Source organism: Solibacillus palustris (genome assembly GCF_022549215.1).
Lineage (GTDB): Bacteria > Bacillota > Bacilli > Bacillales_A > Planococcaceae > Solibacillus > Solibacillus daqui.
The window spans coordinates 1249739-1274713 of record NZ_JAKZFC010000001.1 but is presented as its reverse complement, the minus strand read 5'-3'; the positions used below and the strand labels follow the sequence as shown (position 1 = coordinate 1274713).

24 protein-coding genes, 2 riboswitches and 1 other annotated feature (1 of these 27 running past the window's edge) are annotated in these 24975 nt (G+C 38.0%); of the genes, 6 read left to right on the top strand and 18 right to left on the bottom strand.

The window, feature by feature from the left end; genetic code table 11:
• Positions 1 to 229, bottom strand: a binding site (T-box leader); it reaches 14 nt to the left of the window's first position.
• A gap of 54 nt (positions 230 to 283) precedes the next feature.
• The 7 genes from LZ480_RS06060 to LZ480_RS06030 all read right to left on the bottom strand — a co-directional run bounded on the left by LZ480_RS06060 (position 284) and on the right by LZ480_RS06030 (position 7557).
• The gene (locus LZ480_RS06060) at positions 284 to 1717 is read right to left on the bottom strand and encodes a hypothetical protein (RefSeq protein WP_241368482.1); all 1434 of its coding nucleotides are present in this window, start codon (positions 1715 to 1717) and stop codon (positions 284 to 286) included.
• A gap of 171 nt (positions 1718 to 1888) precedes the next feature.
• Complete coding sequence (locus LZ480_RS06055; RefSeq protein ID WP_241368481.1) at positions 1889 to 2632, bottom strand: amidohydrolase family protein; 744 nt, start codon at positions 2630 to 2632, stop codon at positions 1889 to 1891.
• A gap of 87 nt (positions 2633 to 2719) precedes the next feature.
• Positions 2720 to 3694: an NADPH:quinone reductase gene (locus LZ480_RS06050; protein WP_241368480.1), complete on the bottom strand. Its 975-nt coding sequence runs from the start codon at positions 3692 to 3694 to the stop codon at positions 2720 to 2722.
• A gap of 142 nt (positions 3695 to 3836) precedes the next feature.
• Positions 3837 to 4448 carry a thiamine phosphate synthase gene (gene thiE / locus LZ480_RS06045; protein ID WP_241368479.1) on the bottom strand — a complete coding sequence of 204 codons (612 nt, stop codon included), beginning with the start codon at positions 4446 to 4448 and terminating at the stop codon, positions 3837 to 3839.
• The gene (gene thiD, locus LZ480_RS06040; protein WP_241368478.1) at positions 4438 to 5250 is read right to left on the bottom strand and encodes a bifunctional hydroxymethylpyrimidine kinase/phosphomethylpyrimidine kinase; all 813 of its coding nucleotides are present in this window, start codon (positions 5248 to 5250) and stop codon (positions 4438 to 4440) included. The genes thiE and thiD overlap by 11 nt, the downstream gene beginning before the upstream one ends.
• The gene (gene thiM, locus LZ480_RS06035; protein ID WP_241368477.1) at positions 5247 to 5990 is read right to left on the bottom strand and encodes a hydroxyethylthiazole kinase; all 744 of its coding nucleotides are present in this window, start codon (positions 5988 to 5990) and stop codon (positions 5247 to 5249) included. Before thiM ends, thiD begins: the two co-directional genes overlap by 4 nt.
• Before the next feature lie 75 nt (positions 5991 to 6065).
• A riboswitch (TPP riboswitch) is annotated at positions 6066 to 6164 on the bottom strand.
• 58 nt (positions 6165 to 6222) lie between these two features.
• Positions 6223 to 6319, bottom strand: a riboswitch (TPP riboswitch).
• Between the two features lie 65 nt (positions 6320 to 6384).
• Entirely contained in the window at positions 6385 to 7557 is a 1173-nt protein-coding gene (locus LZ480_RS06030) for an MDR family MFS transporter (protein WP_241368476.1), read from the bottom strand.
• 189 nt (positions 7558 to 7746) lie between these two features.
• On the opposite strand from LZ480_RS06030, the gene LZ480_RS06025 reads away from it, so the two are divergent.
• Both LZ480_RS06025 and LZ480_RS06020 read left to right on the top strand, forming a co-directional pair.
• Positions 7747 to 9000 carry an MFS transporter gene (locus tag LZ480_RS06025; RefSeq protein WP_408641589.1) on the top strand — a complete coding sequence of 418 codons (1254 nt, stop codon included), beginning with the start codon at positions 7747 to 7749 and terminating at the stop codon, positions 8998 to 9000.
• 4 nt (positions 9001 to 9004) lie between these two features.
• Entirely contained in the window at positions 9005 to 10282 is a 1278-nt protein-coding gene (locus tag LZ480_RS06020) for an alkaline phosphatase family protein (protein WP_241368475.1), read from the top strand.
• Between the two features lie 55 nt (positions 10283 to 10337).
• Here the strand turns inward: LZ480_RS06020 and LZ480_RS06015 are convergent, their stop codons facing one another.
• The 5 genes from LZ480_RS06015 to LZ480_RS05995 all read right to left on the bottom strand — a co-directional run bounded on the left by LZ480_RS06015 (position 10338) and on the right by LZ480_RS05995 (position 14611).
• The gene (locus tag LZ480_RS06015) at positions 10338 to 10880 is read right to left on the bottom strand and encodes an ATP-dependent exonuclease (RefSeq protein WP_241368474.1); all 543 of its coding nucleotides are present in this window, start codon (positions 10878 to 10880) and stop codon (positions 10338 to 10340) included.
• A gap of 60 nt (positions 10881 to 10940) precedes the next feature.
• Entirely contained in the window at positions 10941 to 11363 is a 423-nt protein-coding gene (locus LZ480_RS06010; protein ID WP_241368473.1) for a DUF3021 family protein, read from the bottom strand.
• The gene (locus tag LZ480_RS06005) at positions 11360 to 11911 is read right to left on the bottom strand and encodes a LytTR family DNA-binding domain-containing protein (RefSeq protein WP_241368472.1); all 552 of its coding nucleotides are present in this window, start codon (positions 11909 to 11911) and stop codon (positions 11360 to 11362) included. The genes LZ480_RS06010 and LZ480_RS06005 overlap by 4 nt, the downstream gene beginning before the upstream one ends.
• A 132-nt stretch (positions 11912 to 12043) precedes the next feature.
• The gene (locus tag LZ480_RS06000) at positions 12044 to 13336 is read right to left on the bottom strand and encodes a transglutaminase domain-containing protein (protein ID WP_241368471.1); all 1293 of its coding nucleotides are present in this window, start codon (positions 13334 to 13336) and stop codon (positions 12044 to 12046) included.
• A 384-nt stretch (positions 13337 to 13720) separates the two neighbouring features.
• Positions 13721 to 14611 carry a helix-turn-helix domain-containing protein gene (locus LZ480_RS05995; protein ID WP_241368470.1) on the bottom strand — a complete coding sequence of 297 codons (891 nt, stop codon included), beginning with the start codon at positions 14609 to 14611 and terminating at the stop codon, positions 13721 to 13723.
• Positions 14612 to 14732: 121 nt separating this feature from the next.
• Here LZ480_RS05995 and LZ480_RS05990 point away from each other — a divergent pair, with 121 nt between their 5' ends.
• Positions 14733 to 16067 (top strand): amidohydrolase family protein, encoded by a 1335-nt coding sequence (locus tag LZ480_RS05990; protein WP_241368469.1) that lies wholly within the window; start codon positions 14733 to 14735, stop codon positions 16065 to 16067.
• Between the two features lie 173 nt (positions 16068 to 16240).
• Positions 16241 to 17470 (top strand): amidohydrolase family protein, encoded by a 1230-nt coding sequence (locus LZ480_RS05985; protein WP_241368468.1) that lies wholly within the window; start codon positions 16241 to 16243, stop codon positions 17468 to 17470.
• Positions 17471 to 17702: 232 nt separating this feature from the next.
• On the opposite strand, the gene LZ480_RS05980 is transcribed toward LZ480_RS05985, so the two are convergent.
• From LZ480_RS05980 to LZ480_RS05965, 4 genes are all read right to left on the bottom strand, one after another.
• Positions 17703 to 18059 (bottom strand): cupin domain-containing protein, encoded by a 357-nt coding sequence (locus LZ480_RS05980; protein WP_241368467.1) that lies wholly within the window; start codon positions 18057 to 18059, stop codon positions 17703 to 17705.
• A gap of 2 nt (positions 18060 to 18061) precedes the next feature.
• Entirely contained in the window at positions 18062 to 18592 is a 531-nt protein-coding gene (locus tag LZ480_RS05975; protein ID WP_241368466.1) for a GrpB family protein, read from the bottom strand.
• Positions 18593 to 18898: 306 nt separating this feature from the next.
• Positions 18899 to 20578 (bottom strand): methyl-accepting chemotaxis protein, encoded by a 1680-nt coding sequence (locus LZ480_RS05970; RefSeq protein ID WP_241368465.1) that lies wholly within the window; start codon positions 20576 to 20578, stop codon positions 18899 to 18901.
• A 212-nt stretch (positions 20579 to 20790) separates the two neighbouring features.
• Complete coding sequence (locus LZ480_RS05965) at positions 20791 to 22044, bottom strand: helix-turn-helix domain-containing protein (RefSeq protein ID WP_241368464.1); 1254 nt, start codon at positions 22042 to 22044, stop codon at positions 20791 to 20793.
• Between the two features lie 192 nt (positions 22045 to 22236).
• Here LZ480_RS05965 and LZ480_RS05960 point away from each other — a divergent pair, with 192 nt between their 5' ends.
• On the top strand, positions 22237 to 23523 hold the full coding sequence (locus LZ480_RS05960; RefSeq protein ID WP_241368463.1) for an MFS transporter: 1287 nt from the start codon (positions 22237 to 22239) through the stop codon (positions 23521 to 23523).
• 127 nt (positions 23524 to 23650) lie between these two features.
• Here LZ480_RS05960 and LZ480_RS05955 read toward each other — a convergent pair whose 3' ends face one another.
• Positions 23651 to 23860: a hypothetical protein gene (locus tag LZ480_RS05955; protein ID WP_241368462.1), complete on the bottom strand. Its 210-nt coding sequence runs from the start codon at positions 23858 to 23860 to the stop codon at positions 23651 to 23653.
• 257 nt (positions 23861 to 24117) lie between these two features.
• Positions 24118 to 24450 (bottom strand): redox protein, encoded by a 333-nt coding sequence (locus LZ480_RS05950; RefSeq protein ID WP_241368461.1) that lies wholly within the window; start codon positions 24448 to 24450, stop codon positions 24118 to 24120.
• A gap of 93 nt (positions 24451 to 24543) precedes the next feature.
• Between LZ480_RS05950 and LZ480_RS05945 the strand changes: the two genes are divergently transcribed.
• Positions 24544 to 24813, top strand: coding sequence for a hypothetical protein (locus tag LZ480_RS05945; protein WP_241368460.1), 270 nt, complete (start codon positions 24544 to 24546; stop codon positions 24811 to 24813).
• The last annotated feature ends 162 nt before the right edge of the window (positions 24814 to 24975 follow it).

Here is a 24975-nt window from a genome sequence, read left to right as displayed (position 1 = left end):
AATCGTGTTACCACCTAAATTTACAAATAGCTCACACTATTTGCCTCAAGTCAGTACGTGTTCATACTGTTGCTGTTGTAACGAGTGCATCTCTCGAAAGTAGCCTACTAATGTTTTCGGTACTTTTGCTCAAAGGCCATGTTCGGTAATCGTTGTTTGCTTTATTTCCACCATCAAAAGCTCTCTATATAACGCCGTATTACGTACTCTTCCTTATCAACGCTTTTCTTAATCTGTTATATTTTACTATATTAAATACACTGATTCAAGGAAATTCACCATTTTACTTTTTATAATAATTCACAATCGCTAGCGCATCTTGATTGTCTGGCTGATCAACAAGCATTGTCTGCGCTTCTTCCAACCATTTCATATCACGGCCAATTTCTTCAATACCTGTTTCGACCGCTAGCTTTTCATGCGGCTTCCAGTTGTATTCAAAACGCTCATTCCAAACATCTTCATCTTCAATCAAATGGTCTGCTATTTGTGTTAGTGTGTAAAAGTGGTGCAGCGTTTCGCAATGCGTTTTGGCATGCTTTGTATAGCGCATGAGCACTTGCCCCGCGTAGTCATATTCATCCATTTCACGGTATGGGCCATCATAAAGCATGGCCAAAATCAGCTTACTTGCCCCGTCAAATATCGCATCACTAATCGTATCCTCATGCAGCTCAATATCAAGTTTACCTTTATCCGCGCATTGTAGCGATGCCTGAACCCCTGGCACGATATCTTCAATGCCATCTGTTAAAAACCAATGACGGATTTCTTCGCGTTCTGGCTCTAAAAAGTTCAGTGCCTCTATCTTGCCCCAATTTGAAACTTTTTTTGCGATGTCCCAAATATCGTCATTGGCATTGCGCACACCGTTTGAAAGCGCAAATAATGCCACTCCAGTAAATTCCTCATGCAATGCTATAACCTTTAATTGCTCCTTAAGGTTTTTACAGTCAGTCGTACCTAACACAACAAGTGCAAACTTTACGACTTCTCGGTCCGCGGCATGTTCTAACAGCCACAGCGCCTCCTTCTGCACAAGTGTTTCGTCCTTTTCGGATTCTGCAAATTGTACAAAAAATTCTTGGAAATAAGAAATGACCTTCTCTTCCTGAATTTTTTCGTAAGTCGCTTTACGATTTGCCTCTGTAGGTTTTTCACTTTGCGTAATCAACAACTTCACAAGCTTCTTCGGATATGACAACAGCACCGGTTCATTCGCTAGCTGATCGGCAAACCCAGGGGCTAACCTCATCTGATTTTCATCATATAAATACTCATCGTCCGGTAACTCCTTATTGACTAGCTTACCGTGCTCTGCGAATTGCTGCTGTAAAAAAGGAACGATTGCTTGTTTATTTTTCCAAGGGATCATTGTTAACTTTTGTGTTTCAGCCAAAAGTTTTTTTCCATCGACTTTGATTGTGACATTTAACTTAATAAAGCCACCCACTTTGACATACACCTTATGCGTTTTGCCATCATTGCCTACAAATGTTCCCTTTAATTTTGAATAGGGCACAATATGTGACCAAATCGATTGGCGAGTATGCTGTGCAATGATTTCGCCGTCTACAAGCAATGTTTCTTCTAACATTTTATTAATAAATTCAATCTTGTGTCCTTCAAAATCAAGCACCCAATGCTTTTCTACTTCCTTTGCAACATCCTTTGTTGCGTTACGCATTTCGCGTTTTAGTTCTTCTTTAAAGCCCAAGTTTGTTTGCCCCCTTCGAAGTTGTATGGCTCTCTAAATAATACCAATGTTTCACCAACCATGAAGTGACATTTTGAAATCAAACAGAAATCGCTACTAAACTACCATTTATTCTCTAATTTTCAAAAATAAAAACTCCAATTCGAATTCGCTTCGAGTTGGAGTAATCTATTATTTAAAGTACCATTGTTTTGCGTTACTATAAAATATTTTATCGGCGGCTTGTTCATCAAAAAGTTGCAGAATGAGTTCTATATCCGCAGTTTCAAATGGACGTTTGGCGCGAGTTGACGGTAAATCGGTACCAAACATTAATGCGTCAGGATTTACATCATATATACTCTTAAGCGTCTTTGCAATCGGTAATTCTACACGACCAAAGCCTGTTGCCTTCACACGAATACCTTTTTCAATGAGCTTCAATAAATGTGGTAAGCCTTGCTCTGACAAACCTAAATGATCAATGGACACAGCTGGTAATTGCGAAAGTGTGATTGCAATGTCAGGAATGTCCGTAGCGTCAATATACAGTTCGCTATGCCAGCCAGCAAGCTCATACACACGGCGCGCGAAATAATCGAGCTTTGATAAATCCTCGGAACCTCCACGCTTAACATTAAAACGTAGCGCCTTGACCCCTTTTGCATTTAACTGCAGAATCTCATCATCGCTAACATCATACGGCAATTGAGTGACACCACAAAAGTTTCCTCCTAATAGCTGCAAGGCATGCAGTAAATAGCCTTGATCAAAGCCTTGAAAAGAGCCCGACACTATGGCACCACCTGCAATGTTATAGCTCTCTGTCTGATTTTTATAATCTTCCACTAAATAAGAAGGCGGCATATAGCCTTGATTTTCAATTACCGGAAAATCAAAATTAATAATATGAAAATGGGCATCAAAAATTCTCATAGCTTGTCCATCCTTTATAAGTTCCCCTTAACAAAGCTCAAGCCAAAAAGGAAAACATTGTTTAGATATGTTTGGTCATTATTTTTCTTATAAAATTTGAAGTACAACCTTACCATTATGCCTACCTGCCATTACCGCTTCAAACGCTTCGCCTGCCTGTGCTAGCGGATAGCTATGACCAACAAACGGTGTAAGCTTATTTTCTTCAAGCATTGCCGCTACACTTGTCATTAACTCCCGATGCTGGTCACCCGTTGCATTAAATAACACCATGCCAGTTATATCACATTCTTTTTGCATAATTAAACGCGGGTTGATTTCAATGTCACCGCGATTCCCGACAATGACAATCTTTCCGTACTTCGCCACCATTTGTAAATCGATCGCTAAATTGACGTTTGCTAAAAATTCAATAATCACATCTGGGCCAGCACCCTCTGTTACTTCAAGAATCTGCTCCAAATTACCTTCTGTAATATGATCAAACGCATAATCCGCACCGGCATCCTTTACAAGCGCCTTTCCTTCTCCACGACTGGCTGTACCGATTACCGTTGCCCCAAATGATTTTGCCATTTGCACCGCCTGTAAACCAACCGCACCACTTGCTCCGTGTATAAGTACCGTTTGATTAGCTTGTACATCCGCCTTTTGGACGACTGCACGAAACGCGGTCAATGCTGGTATGCCAAGTGCCGCGCCTTGCAAAAAGCTAATGTGCTCGGGTAATTGCATCACATAGTTTGCATCACATACGACCGCTTCTGCAAATGTCCCTGTCGTTGCACCTGGTAAGCTTGCGACAAATACGCGGTCGCCTACTTGCACATTCGTTACCGCTTCTCCAACCGCTTCCACAATTCCCGCTCCATCTAAGCCCGGTGTGTATGGTAATTGTGGTTTGATGGCATATGTACCTGTTGATGTATAAACATCACTTGGATTTACTCCTGCTGCATGTAGCTTCACGATTACATCCGTTGCCGAAATGGCTGGTAATGGTAATTCCGCTAGCTGTAAATTTTCCGATGTACCAAAGTTTTTCATTTCAATTGCTTTCAATATGCTCACCTCGAATTTGTAATAATAATAGAATATTAAAAAAATTCATACTTGTATATCATTTATAACTAATTTCATCTATTAAAATTTACTTACCCAATGTTAAAAAAGTGGATGAGACGCCCCTCATCCACTTTCACCATTACAACGATTGTACCGTTTGACGAATATCCTTACTTAAACTAATAGCAGAAATGACTGCCACACCGTCCGCACCCGCTTCACGTACAAAAGCGCTGTTTAAAGGCGTGATACCTCCAATTGCCACCATCGGAAAATCAGGATAGCATGTTTTTGCTTCCGTTAAAAACGTAACACCTGCTGGAACCTTCGCATCTTCTTTTGATGTAGTAGCAAAAATAGGACCAATGCCAACATAATCCGCACCAGCACGCATTGCCTTCTCTAATTCTTCCATATTATGAACCGAAACCCCAACGATTTTATGCGCTGCACGTTGACGAAATGCTTCAATCGTTAAGTCGTCCTGCCCAACATGAATCCCGTCTGCATCCAATTTCAACGCCAGCTCCACATCATCATTGACAATAAACGGGACCTTATAGTGCTTACATAGCTGTTGGCAGGCAAGCGCGAATTGCTCATACGCTTCTCCCTGTAATGCACCATTGCCCTTTTCCCGCCATTGAAACATCGTAATTCCGGCTTGCAGTGCCTTCTCTAAAATAATGAGTGGCTCACTTTGGCAATTATTCGTTCCCATAATGAAATATTTATCTAATTTAAAAGACATTGACTTTACACGTCCCTTGCTGCTGGCGATACACAAAATGATTCGTCGGTCCAAAGCCATGACCAATATTTAACGGATTGCTTATTGCAAGTTGAACAAATGTTTTCGCTTCGATAATCGCTTCCTTTAGTGAGCTTCCTTTTGCGATTTCAGCCGTTATTGCCGCTGAAAATGTACAGCCCGTTCCATGCGTATGCTTCGTTTCGTAGCGTTCGGTTTCCATCATAAACGTAGGTTCGCCGCTGATGAATACTGTATCAATCGCTTTTTCTCCTTGTAAATGTCCACCTTTCATGACCACACACTTGACGCCTAAAGCCAATAAATCACGTCCCGCAAGCTCAATATCTTCTGCGGTTTCAATTGTCCGACCTGTTAGCACCTCTGCCTCTGGGATATTCGGTGTACAAACCGTTGCCAATGGAAGTAATTGCTCCTTCATTGCGAGGACTGCCTGCTGCTGTAATAAACTCGCACCACCCTTTGCAATCATAACTGGATCAACGATTAATGGAATATGCTGTTCATTGAGTAGTGAAACAACCCCTGCAATAATTTCAGCATTAAATAGCATGCCTGTTTTTATTGCTTTTACTTCTAAATCTTCAAGTACTGCCTTCAATTGTGCTTGAACAAAATCAACAGTTGTCGGGTAAATTCCATGAACGCCTAATGTATTTTGTGCAGTTAAAGCTGTTATAACAGACGTGCCAAACACGCCAAGTTCCTGAAATGTTTTGATATCGGCCTGAATCCCTGCACCGCCACTACTATCTGAACCTGCAATTGTACATGCAATCATACGCGCACCTCCGCAAACTGTTCTAATTGATTGAAGAAATTTTCATGGAACGTTCCCATTGACGCATATGCATTTAAACTTATTTGCTTGTATTCACGCAATAGAGCAGCTAAATCCTCAAAAGGCTCATTGCTACTTGCTAAAAGAGCAGCACAAATTGCGCTCAATAAACAACCACTTCCAGTTATTTTCGTAATCCTTTCATGACCACCAGCAATGATTTCTACCTGCTGTCCATCCGTTAGTACATCTTCTTTACCAGTCACAATCACCAGGCAGTTGTATTTTTTGGCAATCATTTTTGCAGTTTGTACAACATCGAGCTCACCCGAACCACTATCAACGCCCTTTGCCTGCCAATTTGCGCCTGCAATAGCGGCAAGCTCTCCAATATTACAGCGTATTAAAGTGATTTTTAACTGCTGTAATAGCGTATGCGTTGTTTGTGAGCGAAACGCAGTAGCACCCGCACCAACAGGATCTAATACGATCGGAACTTGATGTTCATTCGCGCTTTTTCCCGCAGCTAGCATGGACTGAACTGTACGGTCATTTAGTGTGCCAATATTCAGTAGTAGCGCATTGGCGATACGAGTCATCTCTGCCACTTCTTCAAATGCATCTGCCATAACGGGAGATGCCCCAATTGTTAATAAGCCATTCGCAGTAAAATTTGCGACAACATAATTTGTAATACAATGGATTAAAGGCTTTTTCTCATTAATTTTTTGTAGACTCAACGATATTCACTCCTCTTTTGGTGAACGTAAAGGCAAAAAAGCGTCTCTAAAAATAGAGACGCCAAAAAAGAGTAGATTCACTCTATGATTGCTCCCTACGCCAGTATTAACTGTTCAGGTTCTAAGGGTCAGGTTTTAACCTTCTCAACACGATGTGTCCCCCCGCAATTAAAGGATTTGCAAACGAAAAGCTCCACGTAAAAATACGCAGAGCCCTAGTAAGTACAATTTAAAAATGATGTACTTTGCTCCCTACGTCCGTATTAACGGTCAGGTTCTAAGGGTCAGGTTTTACCTTCTCAACACAATGTGTCCCCCTGCAAATGCATTTAATTAGTTTGAGTGTAGCAAAACAAAATTTTTAACGCAAGGTTTATCGTAAGATTTCACCACACTATGAAGTTCTAAGTGCTTTACGATAAATAAAAATACTACTGAACATCACAGCGGCAATAATCGCAAACATAAAATCGATTGCAGACGTTAAAAGCCACCCACCAAAAATCGGTCCAATAAAGCCTCCGATATTTTTGAGTTGCGCAGCGCCTAAATACGTCCCCTTCTGATCTTCTGGTGCGATTTCTTCAATTACCGCATTCATCATTGGAAAACAGAAAATTTCTCCAATCGAAAACACAATCATACTGGCGATAAACATCCACGCACTGTCCGACAAACCAAATAAAAATAAACCAACTGAAAAGATAATAATCCCCATTTTTAACGATGTATAAATTGACATTTTTTCAATCATCATTGTCAGTGGCAATTGTAATGCCAGTACCGTTATGGAATTGGCGATAATAACATACGAAAACAGTTTTACACCATCTTCTACATTCATATTAATAAACTGAGGCAATGTCGAATCAAATTGCGAATAGCCTAGTACAACTAATATGCCACCCGCAATGAATAATAATAGCTTTTGATCTTGAAACACCGCTTTGAAAATCGTAAAAACATGCTGTGTATTTGAAAGTTTGTTTTGTTTCATTTCATAACGATTCAGCACAACGAATAAAAATACCCCATACATCGCATACATAATACCCGTAATCGCAAATGGAATGGCAGGGCTTGAAAAATCGGCTATCCAAACACCTAATAATGGACCAATGACCGCTGCGATATTAATTGCTGTATAACGCACTGAAAATAGTCTGCGCTTTTTTTCATTTTCGGTAAAATCAATCATTAGCGCCTGCGTACCTGGCTCAAAAAACGAGCGGCACAGCCCATTCAACGCATTCAAAACGACAAAAAAGATTGCTGATGGCGCAAACGCAAAGCCAGTAAAGGTTAGGCTCCATACGAAAACCGTTGTAATAATAACACTTTTTCGTCCGAAACGATCTGTCAAATAGCCCCCAATTAACCCACCAAATGTTGAAAATAGTGGCGCCATACCGATTGTTATCCCTATTATTAGCGGTGATGCCTCTAGCTCATTGTGTAAATAGAGCGCTAAAAATGGAATAGCCATAAAGCTAGCTGTCCTAACAAAAATCGTACCACATAAAATAATCCATACTAACGGATGAAAATAATTAACCATTTTTTGCATCACGCACCTCCAGTCTATATTTTACTCGTATTATATTAGAAAACCCATCCAATTTTTAATTTTATTAATTTAATGTAAAATTAGAATATTCAAATTCCTTTACTTTCCATTCTAGTGATATAATACATGACATAATGTATACTTTTTTACTAGTCGCGCATGCGACAAATACAGTATGAAGGGAGTTCAATGCATTTGAAGTTAACAAGAGAAGAAAAATCATGGATACTGTATGATTGCGGGAATTCTGCCTATTCAATGGCTATTACAACCGCACTTTTTCCAATTGTTTTTGGTATGTTTAACGGTGTCAACAACATGGATTTAGGCTATTTTAATTCACTTGCAAGTATTCTAGTAGCCATACTGAGCCCGATGCTCGGCGCATTTGCCGACTATAAGGACAAGAAAAAACGCTTCTTTACATTTTTCACACTTGTAGGTATTTTTTCTACTCTATCGTTTGCGTTTATCACACCAGAAAGTGGTCAATGGCAGCTCCTTATAGTGATGTATATTTTATCGTGTATCGGCTTTGCGGGCGCAAACATTTTCTATGATTCTTTTTTAGTCGATGTTACGACCGATGAAAAGATGGATAAAGTATCTTCATCCGGCTTTGCTTTCGGCTACATTTCTAGCGTTATTCCATTCGGCATTAGCTTAGTCGTTATCTTTCTAATGGGCATGGATAAAGCAATTGGCTACCAAATTGGGTTCTTGATTACCGCGCTTTGGTGGGGGTTATTGACAATTCCAATGATTAAAGATGTGAAGCAGCGGCACTATATCGAGCCTGAGCCAAATCCGGTTGGAAATAGCTTCAAACGACTTGGTCAAACTTTTATGCAAATTAAAGATTATAAAATCGTCTTTACCTTTTTAATCGCATACTTTTTATACATTGATGGTGTAGATACGATCATTAAAATGGTTGTACCGTATGCGACAAGTGTTCTTGGTGCTGATTCACTCGATACATTTATGCTCCTTGGCATTTTACTTGTCATTCAAATTGTAGCGTTCCCTTTTGCCCTACTTTACGGGTCGTTAGCTAAAAAATATTCTACACGTGCAATGATAATCGTCGGCATATTAACGTATCTTGTGTCTTGTATAGCAGCCTTTTTCATTTCAGAAATGTGGCATATTTTCGTTCTTGGTGTGTTGATTGGTTCTGCGCAAGGTGGTGTCCAGGCGCTAAGCCGATCGTATTACGGCAAAATTATTCCGAAAGAACGCTCGAATGAATTTTTCGGCTTCTACAATATTTTTGGCAAGTTCGCCGCGATTATCGGTCCATTTTTAATGGCATTAACAACGACATTAACAGGCGCGGCAAAATACAGTATTTTATCAATTATTCCGTTATTTATTTTAGGGCTACTTGTATTTTTAATGCTACCAAAGGACGCAACATCACGCCCACAGACAGCGAGGTAATCGAATGGTTAAAAAATATTGTATCGTCATTTCGTACGATGCCTTTTCACAAGATAATTGGGCAGTGGCAAAAGAGCTACCCCATTTAAAAAGCTTGATCCAGCGCGGTGCATCAACAACAAACGTCAAAAGTGTATATCCTACATTAACATATGTCATTCATTCGTCGTATGTAACGGGCAATTACCCTGATAAGCACCGCGTGTTTCACAACAATCCGTTTCAGCCATTCTTACGGGAAATCGACCAAGACTGGCATTGGTTTTTAAGCGATATCAAAAGCCCTACGATTTTTGAAGCGGCACATAAAAAGGGCTTAAAAACGGCTGCGTTACTATGGCCTGTTTCTGGTAAAGCGCCGATTACGTACAACATCCCCGAAATTCGTGCTGTGCGTGGGGAAAATCAAGCGCTAAAAATCTTAAAAAATGGCAGTAAGCTCTATACTTTGGCATTAGAAATGAAGTACGGAAAAATTCGTCAAGGTATTGAGCAACCATACTTAGATGATTTCACTACTGCGTGCGCAGTGGATACAATTAAAAACAAAAAGCCTGAACTCTTTATGCTGCATTTAATTGATTTAGATGACATCAAGCATTTCAAAGGTACAAAGGGTACACATATTGATGAAGTATTAATACGAATGGATAACCGTATTGGTGCAATTATCGACGCGACAAAAGCAGCGGGTACGTATGACGAAACGACCTTTATGATCGTTGGTGACCATAGTCAACTCGATGTACGTTATAAGGTGTATTTAAATCGCTTGTTTGCAGATCACGGGCTCATTTATGAAAAAGCGGGTATTCCGAAGTGGCGTGCCTATGTGCAGGCGGCGGGTGGTGCGGCGTATTTACATTTACAGCCTGGTGATGATGAAGCACATGAATTAGCACTTACTCTTTTACAAGAAGCGTTGCATGATGAACGATACGGCATTGAAGCCATTTTTGATAAGCAACAGCTTGAAGCAATGCATGTCGACCCACGCTTTGAAATGATGCTTGAAGCCAAGCAAGGCTATTGCTTTGATGACGACTATAAATGCGAAGCTGTAATTGATTTGCATGCACAGGGCAAGGTTTATGCAACACATGGCTACTTGCCTAGTAAACCCGATTATACGAGTAATCTTATTATCGCGGGGCCGACTGTACAACAAGGCTTTGATTTAGGTGAAGTGAGCGTCGTGGATATTGGTCCAACAATTGCACGTATATTAGATTTACCGCTTGGTGAGACAGATGGGCGGGCGCTAGTTGAGGCGTTTAAATAATAAAACAGGCTGCGAATCAAGTCGGATTAAAATCCAACACGAATGCAGCCTTTCTTTATTTCTTCTCATACTCAGTAAAAGGTACATCTTGCTTATTCGCCATTTGGTAAATATAGCCAGTTGCCATTTCTTTATCCTCTTCAACAATTATTTCTTTCCCGTTTTTGCCTTTAAAAATGTATTGCCCTAATGAACCCGGCACATATTCAAGCACCACTTCGTCTATTTCAGACCATTTTAACGTCTGCGAGCCGATTAGCTGATTTTTCTGTACTTGCGTTTCATTAATTGCTGTGTAATTCTCAGTGGAGCTATACAATGTCACGAGCCCAAAAATAATGAGTGCAATACAGCCAATATAAGTCGCTACATGTCGCTTCCAGCTCAGTAATGCAAAGGCCGCTGCTAATAAGACAAATCCCACCATTATAAGCTTGACATTGCCCTTGAAGGAATAGATGTAAAACCATGAGCGATCCGTTAAAAATAAATCAGGCACGGTCATCGGTACAAAAATGGCAAAAAGCGGTGATATGACAATACAAGTAATTGCGGCTAATGCAAATAATAGCCTCGGTGAATATTGCTTCAACAACATTAAGTTTTCCTCCCATCGTCCTTAATTCCAACACCTAATAAATATACCATATAATACCAATTAGTGCACTTTTTGTTTTAACAGCGCATTGATTTCTTCCGCATCTTTTTTCGCATTTACATAGTGGACGTACCAATTGACTATGAAAATGACAGATGTAAATGTGCCATAAGTTAACAATTGCGAAACAGAAATAGAGATAATATCTAGCCATATGGAGATGGCCATGACCGTCAAAATCGTTGCTCCATAATGCAGCAGCACACGCTTATTATAGGAAATGTTCAATCGGTAAATGATATAGCCCCCACCCCCAGTAACGATACTAACCATGAAAATGCCGAGTACGTATTGATCATAACGATCTTGCATCTGCTCAAAAATTTGCATTTGTCCATCCCAATACGCAATTAAAATCGATACCATGAAAATCATGCACCCTACTGCAAACGAACCCATGATTGATTGAACAGCTTTTCTCATGAATACCACTCCTTTAACTTTTCTTTAAAGTTTTTTCGGTAATTGCGGCTAATACTTTCCTCCAAATCATTTCTGAGTGTTACATGAAGCATGCCACTAAAAGCCGCCTTTACTGATTGCACCGCTTCCAAATTGACAATTGCACTTTTTGAAATGCGGACAAATGGCACACCTAAAATATCCTCAAATTGTGCGAGCGTCATATTCGTTTCATGCCAAGAGCCATCTGTTAAATAGACACACACTTTCCTAACCTCTGTCCGAATTAACAAGATTTTCTGTTCTTCTAACAGTGCGATTTCTTTGCCCTTTAAAATCATGATCTTTTTTTGTTGTTCCTGCTCAAGCATTGCCACCACCTTTTCGATTCGCGGTGTCAGTTCTTGGGCTTTAATCTCGGCGATAGGCTTTGTATATTCAGGAGCAAGCAATACTTTTACGTCCATGTGTAAACCACCTTTCTTGCCATATTTCGTTATATAATCGCGACGTGTAACGTTATATTTAGTATAAAGCAATTCGCTGACAATAAAATGCATGTTAGTCATAAAAATCAACCTGTTACTTTATCCAAAACAAAAAATCCCCGTAAATTGTCATGTTGAAAATTTACGGAGATTGTTAACTTATTAAACTTTTGTGCTTGTCTTAGCAAAAAAAGACAATTCCCTTAGACCTCATCACCAATAATTGCTCGTTGCTGTTGCTGGATAGTCGTCTCGAATCCATGTGTGATCCTGTGCCATTGTTTCATCACTTAATAGAAAATAATTATAATGTACTTTTTCACCTTGGTCTGGTAAAGGGTCATTCCATGTAGTGTCTAAATGGTACCATTCGCCTTCCACCTTCACTAAATTCCACGCATGGGGTGCGCCTGCATCACCAACGACATATTTTACTTCAACATCCAACGCCTCCAGCATAAGTAAGGCTGCTAAAGCATACCCCTCACAAACACCCTCTCCATTCATTAAAATCGAAAACGGTGTATGCGGATTCGCCGTACTATCAGCAGTATATTTCGTATGCTTCACTAAATAATCATTCACAAACTTGATTTTTTCAATTTCTGACGCTGTTGTAGGAATCGAATCAGTTAGCTGCTTAATTTTTCCATTTACCTGTGCATTTTCTTCGGCTGTTAAGTCATAGGACATGTCGACCTGCCATTCAATAACCGAGCCATAATCGATGTATCTTGATGAGCTTTCAGCAAAGACACCCCAATAATACGGTTCATTTACTTCAAGCCATTTATAAACTTCATCAATTGTTGCGCCAAAATCAGCCGTTTCTCCTTTATAGGGAATCGTAAAATGTTGTTCAAAATTTGCCATATGATAAGCCGTTGCCTGTGCAAGCTGCTCGACTGTCTCCACCCCTTCTGGATAAGCCGACTCTGAATAAACGGGCACAATCTTTGAATTCGCTACTTCGTCATAGGCCAGGGTAGCAATGCCTCGATTTGGATCTATGAAATTGGTGAATAACTGATCAATGACATCACTTGCATCATTTTTTAGTTTAATTTGTGTCTCTTTATTAATAGTTGGCAACGTTAAATCACTTGCCTTTACTTCATCAACGACAATTGAGCCAATGACAATCGTAAAAAACAACGTAACAAGCGCTGTTATACCTTTTACAAGCAAAAGCAAAGATGAAAATAAGCGTGTTAGCGGATTATTAACCATCCGATTGAGCTCGTTATTTACTTGGCACTCATACTTTACCTGGTTTCTTTTATGGCGCTTCTTTGACGTAACAATAGCATGATTGTACACTCGCTTATATACCTCAAATTGCTGCTCTTTATCGCCTTTTGCCAACCGAATCTCCTGCTTATTGTTGCGAATACCTCGCGTTAATTGCTTCCGAATGTAACGCTGCAAAAAATAAGCACGATTCAATTTCAACCATAGCCATAACACTACTAAAAATAGGATCGAAAAAATTACGATATTTTCCATTTCGTTTTGTCACCCCCCAAACATTTCGTCTATATACCCTATTAGAAAAACATAGCTTATTGCAAATTCATGCGAAACACCAGCGCAGTCCATGTGAAATTCTTTGTTTCCATTCTATATTACTGATACGAATTATGGATTCGTTCCGTTCTTATCAAAACACATATCGCGCAAAAAGTCGTCTATATTAATGACGGCATATTTTTTAATTTGATCCCTTCATTTATTTCCAATTATCACCTTTATATACCTTAAAAACAGCTCATGACTATAAGTTGGACATGACTTCATTTCTTGTGAAAATATGGATTTATTATCAGATGAAAGAGGTTTTTTTCGATGCACACATTATCGCCGGGATCTACATAAATAAAGTCAACCCTATTAGATAATTTGCAAAAGATATTGCTCGATATTGTTAGCTAACTTTGTAGAATTTAGGTCATTTAATAGTTGAATCGCTTTTTTTATTTTTGCAATCCCTTCTTCTTTGTTACCTATTCTGATGTCATAGGCACCCTTCAACTCTAATAAGTGTTTTCTTTCTATTAAGTTGCTTTCTGGAAGGGCAATCTTCTCAAGATACGAAATAAACTCCATAAATTCCTTTTGATATGTAAATTCTTCGTGGAATCGATTCACAGAACCCAGTAAAAAAATAATGGTATTAAAAAGCACAGCTGTGATCGCTTCATTCACCTTTTTAAATTCTTGAAAGCGAGCACTTTTCTCATAGGCGGTTCTGGATAACATAATAACCATATCCGGTTCCAGTAAAAGTAATGTTCCATTATAAAGTGATAATTCATAATATCCCCAAACCTCTACCCGAAATAAGTAATCGGAAAGGAGGGAAATATCATATTCCTTTATTCCTTCAACCTTATAATTACTGTCCACGATACTTTCATATACTTCAAGCAACAGCGCATTAAAATGATATGTTTCTACACCATATTGCTTCCACTTATTTAGTTCTGTGTTTTTCAGCAGCTTCAATTGATCTACATCCCTATTAAAATAGGCTGTCCCCGCTGTTTTAAAAAATTGTTCTAGTTGATCAGGCTGATAATCGTGGTGGATAAATAAAAACTCATCGAAATTCATCATTAACTTTTCTAATAATTTCGTCATGAGACTAAGCGTGATATCAGAATCTCCACGTTCGAACTTGGATAAAAAAGAAACAGAACAGATGTCATCCGCAAGTTTTTTTAAAGTGATTCCTTTTTGTTGTCTGATCATTCTTAGCGTCTTCCCATATTCCACCAACATTTCTATCCCTCCAAAATAAAACATTCCACTATATGACAATTTTGAAAATCTATTGTTTTATTCAATATACAATAAAATCAGAAAAAGAAATATATGGAATAAATTGAAGGAGGAAATAAAAATGAAACAGTTATTAATCAAAAATGGAACGATTATTGATGTAGAGAATGGGGTATCTTTTATCGGGGCAATTGAAATTGAAGGGAATAAAATTAAAAGGATGATAAAACAGTCTGATGCATTACCTGAGGGAATTGAGACAATTGATGCACAAGGAAAATATATTATTCCAGGTCTAATCGATATGCATTGTCATGTTAATGAGCGATACGCGCCCCATTTTGTTGCATCAGGGGTAACAACAATAAGGAATGCGGCAGGTAATGTGCTCTTACTTCAAAATTTAATGCAAAAACCTGATGATGCTCCGACACCAAGAGTGTACGCATCCGATCGAATGATTGACGGTACACCTGGACAATGGGGACCAACGAGCTATGGCAATTTCGTAACAGATAATCCAGAAGATGCAAGGAAAGAAGTTCGCAGACAAGTTGAAGTAGGAGCGAATTTTATAAAATTATATGGCTGGATAAAGAGAGACGTTATGGCAGCAGCAGTTGATGAGGCTAAGAAATATAACATGGAAGTAGCCTGTGACTTAATGAATTCAAAGGATCTAACGGCTTTAGATGCAGCAGAATTAGGAGTTACTTGGATTGAACATGCATCTGGATTTGCACAAGAAATGTATAAAGGGTGGAGTCCATTAGAAGACCAAAAGGAATGGAGCCATATCAACTGGGATCATCCAGATCAAGTAAAAATAAATGAGCTTTGTGAAAAAATGCTCGTACACAATGTGAAACTTTGCCCAACAATGGTAGTATTCGATCAATCTATGCAATATCCTAACATCTGGTCACCTAAAAATAATGTGATCGAATCATTTGGTACTATAAATAATCTGATAGATGAATGGAATAAAAATATCGAGCATATCGATTCGATAAAATCAAGGACTGCCGTTATAAATAATTTAACAAAAATGATTGCTAAAACCTACTATGATATGGGTGGAACAGTAGTTGCTGGAACCGATACCCCAGCATTAATATTTACTTACGCAGGAATGGCTTTACACCGTGAATTAGAGCTATTTGTCGAGATTGGTTTTACCGAACTAGAGGCTCTACAAGCAGCTACTGTGAATGCAGCTAAATCCATTAATCTAACTTATATTGGAACAATCCAAGAAGGTAAAATTGCAGACCTCGTCATCCTAAACAACAATCCATTAGAAAATATTAAACATACACAGGATATCGAATTCATTGTTAAAGGTGGAAAAAGATACACCCAAGATGAAATTCTAAGTAATATTCCAAGTGAAGAAGAAGTTAATCATTCAATTCAGACTTTTATGGAGAAATGGGAAGCAGCTAGTGTAGATTAAATAGTGTTACGTTTTACTGGTATCAATAACTTTTCGGCATTCTTCAGTAAAAATGCCATTCACCAAATATAAAACAATCCACTATATGATAATTTTGAAAATCCATTGTTTTATTCAATATACAATAAAATCAGAAAAAGAAATATATGGAATCAATTGAAGGAGGATAAAAAATGAAACAGTTATTAATCAAAAATGGAACAATTATTGATGTGGAGAATGGGGTATCTTTTATCGGTTCAATTGAAATTGAAGAGAATAAGATTAAAAGAATAATAAAACAGTCTGATGTATTACCTAAGGGAATAGAAACAATTGATGCAAAAGGAAAATATATTATTCCAGGTCTAATCGATATGCACTGTCATATTAATGAACGTTTTGCGCCCCATTTTGTTGCATCAGGGGTAACGACAATACGTAATACTGCCGGCAATGTCCTTTTACTAAAAAACTTAATTGAAAAACCGGATGATGCACCAATCCCTCGAATTTATGCATCAGATAGAATGATTGACGGTACACCAGGTCAATGGGGTCCAACGAGCTATGGGGCTCTCGTAACAGACGATCCGGAAGAAGCGAGGAAAGAAGTTCGTAGACAAGTAGAAGTGGGCGCAAAGTTTGTTAAATTGTATGGATGGATCAAAAGAGACGTGATGGTAGCGGCTGTAGATGAGGCGAAGAAGTATAACTTGGAAGTTGCTATTGATTTGGTGAATTCAAAAGATTTAACTGCTTTAGATGCAGCTGAGTGTGGGGTTACTTGGATTGAACATGCATCTGGTTTTGCACATGAGATGTATAAAGGGTGGAATCTATTTGTAGACCAAGAGGAATGGCATCATATCGATTGGGAAAACCCAGATCAAGAAAAAATAAAGGAACTTTGTGAGAAAATGTTGGCTTACAATGTAAAATTATGCCCAACCATGGTTATTTACGATCAATCCATCAAATATCCTGAATTTTGGTCTCCTAAAAATATGGTCATAGAATCCGCTTCAAAGATAAATTACATTATGGACTATTGGAATCAACAAGCGGAACATGTAGACTCGATAAAAAAATATAATGCCAAAACACATAACTTACAGAAAGCCGTTGCTAAAATTTATTATGATATGGGTGGAACAGTAGTTGCTGGAACGGATACGCCTGGCTTATTATATACCTACCCTGGTATGGTTTTACACCGCGAACTAGAACTATTTGTCGAGATTGGTTTTACCGAAATAGAGGCTCTACAAGCAGCGACTATAAATGCAGCTAAGTCAATAAATCTAACGGATATTGGAACACTCCAAGAAGGAAAAATGGCAGACCTCGTCATTCTAAGCAACAATCCATTAGAAAATATTAAACATATACAGGAAATCGAGCTCATCGTTAAAGGTGGATAAGCCTATACCCAGGAAGAAATTCTACGTAATATTCCAAGTGAAGAAGAAGTTGATAAATCAATGCAGGCTTTTATGAAGAAATGGGAAGTTGCTAGTGTAGAATAATTTTAGCAAATATCATGCAATATATGGTATGCAGATTATAAACGTATTCGTGTTTTTGCGATAAAAAAATCAAACTACGGTGGATTAGCATATAACGCAGATCCACCGATTTTATTTACTTTGTTTCCTATTCCCCTGTTTTGATAAGATGCTCTGGAAGAAGTGTTTCTCCCTCGATGACAACAGCGGTCAGCCCTGTATCTGTTTTCGTTTCATGCCACTCGCCCTTTTTCCAAAAAACTGCTTCACCTGCCTGAATTCGTTTAAATTCCTTATTTCCATTGCAAACATTGCCTTCTCCTTGAACGACAAATAAAATTTGATTAACTGATGCTTCATGATAACCAATGATGCCATTTTCCTCTAGATACATAATGCTAACAACAGCTCTCCCCTCAATGGTAGCTAATCGAGATAAAATAAAATCTGAGGCATAATGTGTCACTTTTCGACCGTGTTCTTTAGCAAAACTAAAAAATTTCATTATTACTCCTCCATTTTTGAAAATATCGATTGAACAAATTGCTCCTTAAATTCTGTATATGCATTAATCCCATTCAAATTTGTAGAAAAGAAATCATTTTTCAGGGCTTGATATTGCTTCTTTACCTCTTCATTTGCATTCAAATAATCTCTAAAAAAGAGCATTTGATGCCACTTTTCTTTATTGAGTTCAACGATATGAAGAAAATGCGTTTTTGTATCAAAGGTTTCATCTGTAAACTTAGCACAGACAATCTCATTTGGTCTTTGTACCTGTAATCGATAAAAACCCGCTTTTCGCAGATTCGAAAAAAACGCTTTATCTAACAAATTTAGATTTTTTACACCGACTAAAATATCAATTATTGGTTTTGCCTGAATCCCTTCAATGGACGTACTTCCAATATGCTCGATTTGACCGCCCTGCAGCTTTACGCAATCTATTAACTCCTTTTTGACAATAAGAAAAGCACTTTTCCAATTCACATCATACGGGACCAATTTCACTTCATCTTTTTTCAGCCCTAATTTCATAGCACTCTCCCCCTTCTGCTTTTATTCATTTTAGATTCTCAAGAAACCACATACAAGTCTGTAATCAATAGGAAGAATATGTTAAAATAAATATAGATTAAGTTAGAAATAGAAATGTCCCGTACAGTTAAAAGCTTCTGCTTCCAATGTACGGGATACTTTTATTAATTGAAATCTTTTTAGTTTACGAACAACTAATATTGGCAATCCACAAAAAGACAAAAACACTGTTAAATCAACATTTTGTGTCTTTTTTTATGAACTTTGTTTAGGCCATTTTGTAACAGACAGTAATCATAATTAAGCTTAATATTTAAACGATTGAATCGATTCTTGAAGTTCTACAGCCATTTCTGCTAAATAAGTTGACGCGGCTGCTACTTCTTCCATCGCCGCATTTTGCTGCTCGGAAGCTGCTGCAACACTTTGAATACTATCATTAGAATTCAATGTTACCTCATTAATATCATTGATTTCACCAACTAGCTTCTCGACATCGTTCAGTACCTCTTTAATTGCTAGCGTTACAGCCTTTGTTTCCTCTTCAACTTGATCAATGGCCGCATCAATTTTCAGGAAGTTTTCACGTGTTTCTTCTACTTTTTCCTTCCCAATGTCGACGGATTGATCATTATTCGTAATATCCTCTTCAATAATACGCGTACTTTCCACAATATTTTGTACCACTTGTTCAATTTCCGTTGCCGCAATATTGGATTCATCTGCCAGCTTTCGAACTTCACTCGCAACGACCGCAAATCCTTTCCCTGCTTCCCCTGCTCGTGCTGCTTCAATCGACGCATTAAGCGCCAATAAATTCGTTTGATCTGCAATATTTTTAATCACTTGCACGGCTGAGGCAATGGCACTTGTATTGCCATCCAATTCTTTCACACGAACATTTAATTCCGATGTATTGTCACTAATAATATCCATTTGCCCAATAACATTACGTACCGATTGACGACCCGCCGTAATTTTTTCCTTCGTATAAGCAGAAGCACTATTTACTTGCTCAATGCTCTCTGAAATGTCAAACACCTTTTTCATTATATGGTCCGAAAATGCTTTCGAATCACTTGTCATTTGTTGTTGATCACCCATTCCAAGTGAAATTTCTTGAATGGATTCCGTTACAACCTCTGTTGCCTTACTCACTTCCATACTGCTTGCAGTTAATTGTTGGGAAGTGCCCGCAACTTGCTCTGCTGAATCCCCTACTTGACGCATCGTATCACGTAAGCGGTCTGCCATTGCATTGAAGGAGTTCGCAAGTTGTCCAAATTCATCCTTGGACGTAACTTTTAATTTCGTTAGTAAATTGCCTTGTGCAAATTCATTCATACCCGCCATAACAGATTGCATATTCAGTGCAATTCGACGTGCAAAAATAGTCGAAATAGCGATGCTAACAATAATCGAAATAAGCGCGAGCGCAACCGTTTCAATAAACGTTGTACGCATTTGGTCCTTTGAATGTGCAATCAGTTGATTTATTTCTTCATTTACTTCATTTGCCATCGACTTCCCAAATACTACAAGCTCTTGAGAACCAGCACCAAGTACGGGCTTTGCTACTTTTTGAGCTTCAGCCATCTTGTTGGCATCCATTAACGGTAAAATTTCATTATCAATTGAGCCTTCCCATGCAGCTAGCTTTTGTTCGAATTCGGCAAATTTCGCATTATCCGCCCCCATGCTCTTAAGCTGTTCAACCGAATCTGCTAGCGTGTCGCGTATTTCATAATGGTTGGCACGCATATTATCTTCCTTATAAAGCATATAGCCTCGAATTGCTGCGTTGGCACGAACTGTTTGAAACGCGACATCATTATATAAATTACCCATTTTTGTATCATGATCAATGCTTTCTAGCGTTTTGTTATGTTCATTTAAGCTGTATAAAATTACTGCGGCAAAAAGCATCAGTAATGCTAACACTACCCCAAATGATAACTGTAATTTTGCCTTTACATTTAATTTCATTACATTATCTCCATTCTCATTTTTCATACGAAACCAACAAAATCACCACATAATTTACAAGTTCCGTCAATTTCTGTTGCAAATATACCACATATTTATATTATTTTTCAGAATTATATCGAACATTTTTCAACATTTATGCTAAATAAAGATAATTAAATTCAGATAAAAAAAAGCCCATCACCCAAAAAAGTTTGAGCAATGGACCGTTATTAATTTTTCATAATTTTTGTATATGCATCTTCAATAAATGTCTTATCAAGCGACGAGGCGTAGTCTTTCACACCATTTGCCGCGTATAAAATGTCGCGTTTGGCATTTTCTACATCACCCTGCGCCAAATAACAAAGTGCACGAATAGCAAAAGAGCGATAAATGCGCGCTGCGTCCAATGGATGATGGTAAAGTTCAGGTCCAATAATATCTGGTAACAGCGCAAATGCTTCTTCTACTTGTTGCAATTGATAATGCGCATAGGCCTGCTCCCCCACTAAAAACTGATTCAATTGCGTTCGAATTTTGGCAGAAACATCGCGATAATTAAATTCAATAGAAATGACTCGTTCATAATCTTTTTCAATATGATTCCAATACGCCAATTGCAATAAGTCCTCCATAACCAAATCTAGCGGATCTTGTAAAATAACTGAAAACGCACGAATTTTATCTAAATACGTTTGCGCCTTTTCCCCGTCTCTCTTGTTCAACTGCATAAAAAATAAATAGCGATAAAAATCATTTATGCGATATAATATTTTTTTCTCATGCGCAATTTTTAACGACAGCTGCAAATATTTTTCAGATTCTACCTCATTATTATGTGCCGCATAGATAACAGTTAAATTATAGTATAAATCCAGCTTTTCAATTTCACCAATAAATCCATCAAACTGCTCAATGTATTCGACACCCTGTAGCATCCAATTAATAGCGTTTTCATAGTTTTTCCAATTAAATTCGATGCCTCCGAGGTCACCATAGCGCTTTACTACCTTTGAATGGGCAGATATTTGCTTATAGCGCTCAATACAGCTTTCAAAGCCAGTTGTATCACGTGTCATTTCTAAGTAATAACGCATGAAATGATACATATCCGTTAAGCGTATTTCTTCAAATGTATTGCCAGTTAGCTTGTCCTCTAAGATATAGGGCTCGACTAGCGAATAGATTTCCTCACATTTTGCTCGATGCTCTTCATCTTCATATATTTTTTTCAATTCTGTCGCTAATGCTTCTACTCTTAAATAAAACTCTTTTAGCTCCTCCGTATCCTTCGTCTGCATCAACTCTGACACATCAATGCCCAACTGCTTTGCAATATGCTGCAAGCTCTCCATTGACGGTTGGGCTTTGCCGTTTTCAATTAAACTAAGCATTCCTTTTGATAGCCTGTCCCCTGCTACTTGTGCTAGCGTCATTTTGCGTTCTTTACGAAGCAGTTTTATTTTTTCACCAATTTTAATCACGTTGCCACCTCACTACAAACAGTGTAACAAATCCGCATGACGAAAGGAATATTTTAATACAATTAAACAATATGTAAGAGATTTTAAATTTAAACTTAAAATAATTTTAATTAAATTAAACTTTTGTATTGCATCCATTTCATTTATCGACTATTATAAGTTTAATAAGATTAAACAAAAGGAGTTTTTCATATGACAGAGCAGCAGCAATTCAAAAAAGCGACCTACCATTTATACACATTTCTAGTGAGTAAAATGATCGGTTCGCTTGGGTCACATGTTTATAGTTTCGGTATTAGTATGTACATCTTATCATTGACAGGTTCATCGTTAAGCTTTGCGTTCAATATTATATTAAGCTATTTGCCACGTACCATTATGGCACCAATTGCGGGAATATTAGGGGATCGCATGTCTCGAAAAAAACTGGTGCTTGGTGGGCAGGCAGGCGTCATCTTAACAGTTGCGACACTTCTGCTTTATACACAACAGTTTGGATTATCATTGGCAGCAATTTATACCGCTACAGTGTTTAATAGCATTTTCAGCACATTCACAAGTGTTGCCTTTTCTGCATCTATTGCCAATTTAGTTGATGAAACAAGAATCCAAAAGGCGATGAGCTTTAACCAACTAGCGTTTTCAGTATCTGGTGTTGGCGGACCGATTTTTGGCGGTATGTTATTCGGCTTCGTATCGATGGAAATTTTCTTAACGATTTTCATCATTGCTTCTATCGTGACACTTTCTTTAGAATCAACAATGAATTTCCAATTGTATAAAAAACAACAAGCAACGACTGATGCCCAAAAAGAAACAATGGTCGAAAGCTTTAAAGCTGGATTCCGCTATGTCAATAAGAAACCTGTTATTAAAGCTATCTTATGGACTGCACTATGGTTAAATTTATTTTTCACTTCCGTTAACGTAGGCCATAATTTCATTTTACTAACGTTATTACAGATTGATCCGAAATTAATTGGGATCATTGAAGCAGGCGGCGCGATCGGTGTATTCATCACATCCATTTATTTCGCTTCTCGTTCGACTGTAAAATTTCCATTAATGCTAGTAAAACGCTCTACCTTTTTAATGGCATTACTTGTTATATTTGTTGGTTTACCTTTATTCTTTGATTTTTCAAGCATGATGAATTTCATTTATTATTTTATCCTTATGTTTATTTTCGGCGGACTTGGTGTCATTACTAATACCCCAATTGGTGTCATGATGCAAACAACGATTGATGAGGAATATCGTGGTCGTGTTTTTGGAATTGTTGAAATGATGGCGATGAGTGCGATGCCGATTGGAACACTTGCTTACGGCTTTTTATATGACTTCGTTCCAGCACAATACATTTTACTTGTCAGCGGTTTAATATTAATGCTGATTGTCATTCTATTATTACGCACATCCATTATTGAAATGGCTCACCCTGAACTCAAAAAGGCAAACGCTGAACCGGTAATTGAATAATTGCACTATACCAATAGCAAAGGGCCTATCCTGAAATCACTTTCTGGATAGACCCTTTTATATATTGATTGGTTAGTTTTATGTAACCACCACTACCTCTACGTCACAAGCTTATGCTTGCACGTAATTATCGTGATTCCTTTGGTGGCTGACAAACTTCACATTTTTGTTGCTTATTTTCTTTAAATTTCTTCCACGGTTTTTGAAAGGTATTGCCACAAGCACATTGAAAATCAAGCTTTTGCGAAAAACCTTTAAATTCTGTTGAAAGTAATTTCGTATCTGTATTTTTTTCTACGTATTCACGAATCGAATGGATTGTCCATTTTTTACTCATTGTCGTTTACACCTCCACGAATCATTCATTATAGCACGAATTCATGTGATGTGGCACAACTTAATCCACTCGGTCACATGTATCGATTAGTTCCTTTACAATCGAAGCCGATACTTGAACGCCTCTTTTTCTTCTGATAATAAATCCAGTTAATGCGTTTTTCATCCCGCATAATAACCACGGCCATTATTTCCATATTATCATTTCACAAAAAAAGATTGAAAAGAAACCAATTTTTTTTCAATCACAATATTGTATTATTTGATTAGCCAGTCCATTACAAAACCTAGCCCTTTAAATGCGAAATAAAGCACAAGTATACCTAGGCCCAAAAATGCTATACAGCCAAACATCCCTGAATACATAAAGAATTTTACATTTGGTCCTTTACGTTTCCCCCACTCCTCTTTGTTGTCACTTGTTACTTTATTTACAGCGTCACAGTTTGGGCATTTTTCTAGATATGTACGTGTTTCAGATTTTTTACCATTTATAACTTGAACTGCTGTCGCAAAAGTTGCTGTTTCAAAATCTATAGTCATCATTTCATGACAGTTGTGACATTCAATTTGTTGTTTTTTCGCTTCCAATGTTCATCCCCCCTTCACTTCATTGTAAATTGTAGGCTCATTATATTATGTCCTTGCATATACTAGCTAAACCTAATGCTAGGAGGAAGCTTATTGAGTAAACGATCACGGGCGAATAATGAGCAATCACTAGAAGTTTTAGCTGCGCAATTTGAGTATGCTAGCGTCGCTGTCATAACTATAGGAAATATTTTAGCCACTATTTCTGCTGGCATTACATTACGTTTATTAGAGGAGACATCTTCCTCTAGCTCAAAATCAACTAATAGTAATCTGTTCAATTTTGAAGCGGAGCAAATGCAGCGCCAAATGGACGAACTTATTGGCGAAATGCAGAATCTCAAAAGAATGATGCAACGTTAATCGCGGTCAAATAGATATTTGCGTGAATCTTCCTCAATGCGCCGTTCACAGGATTCACACGAAATATTTGCATGACGATTCACTTTATATTGCTGGTATTTTTTTGTGCCTTCTCGCAAGAAAAAGGGCTTGCGGCAATAACGGCAAATCGTTTCATATGTA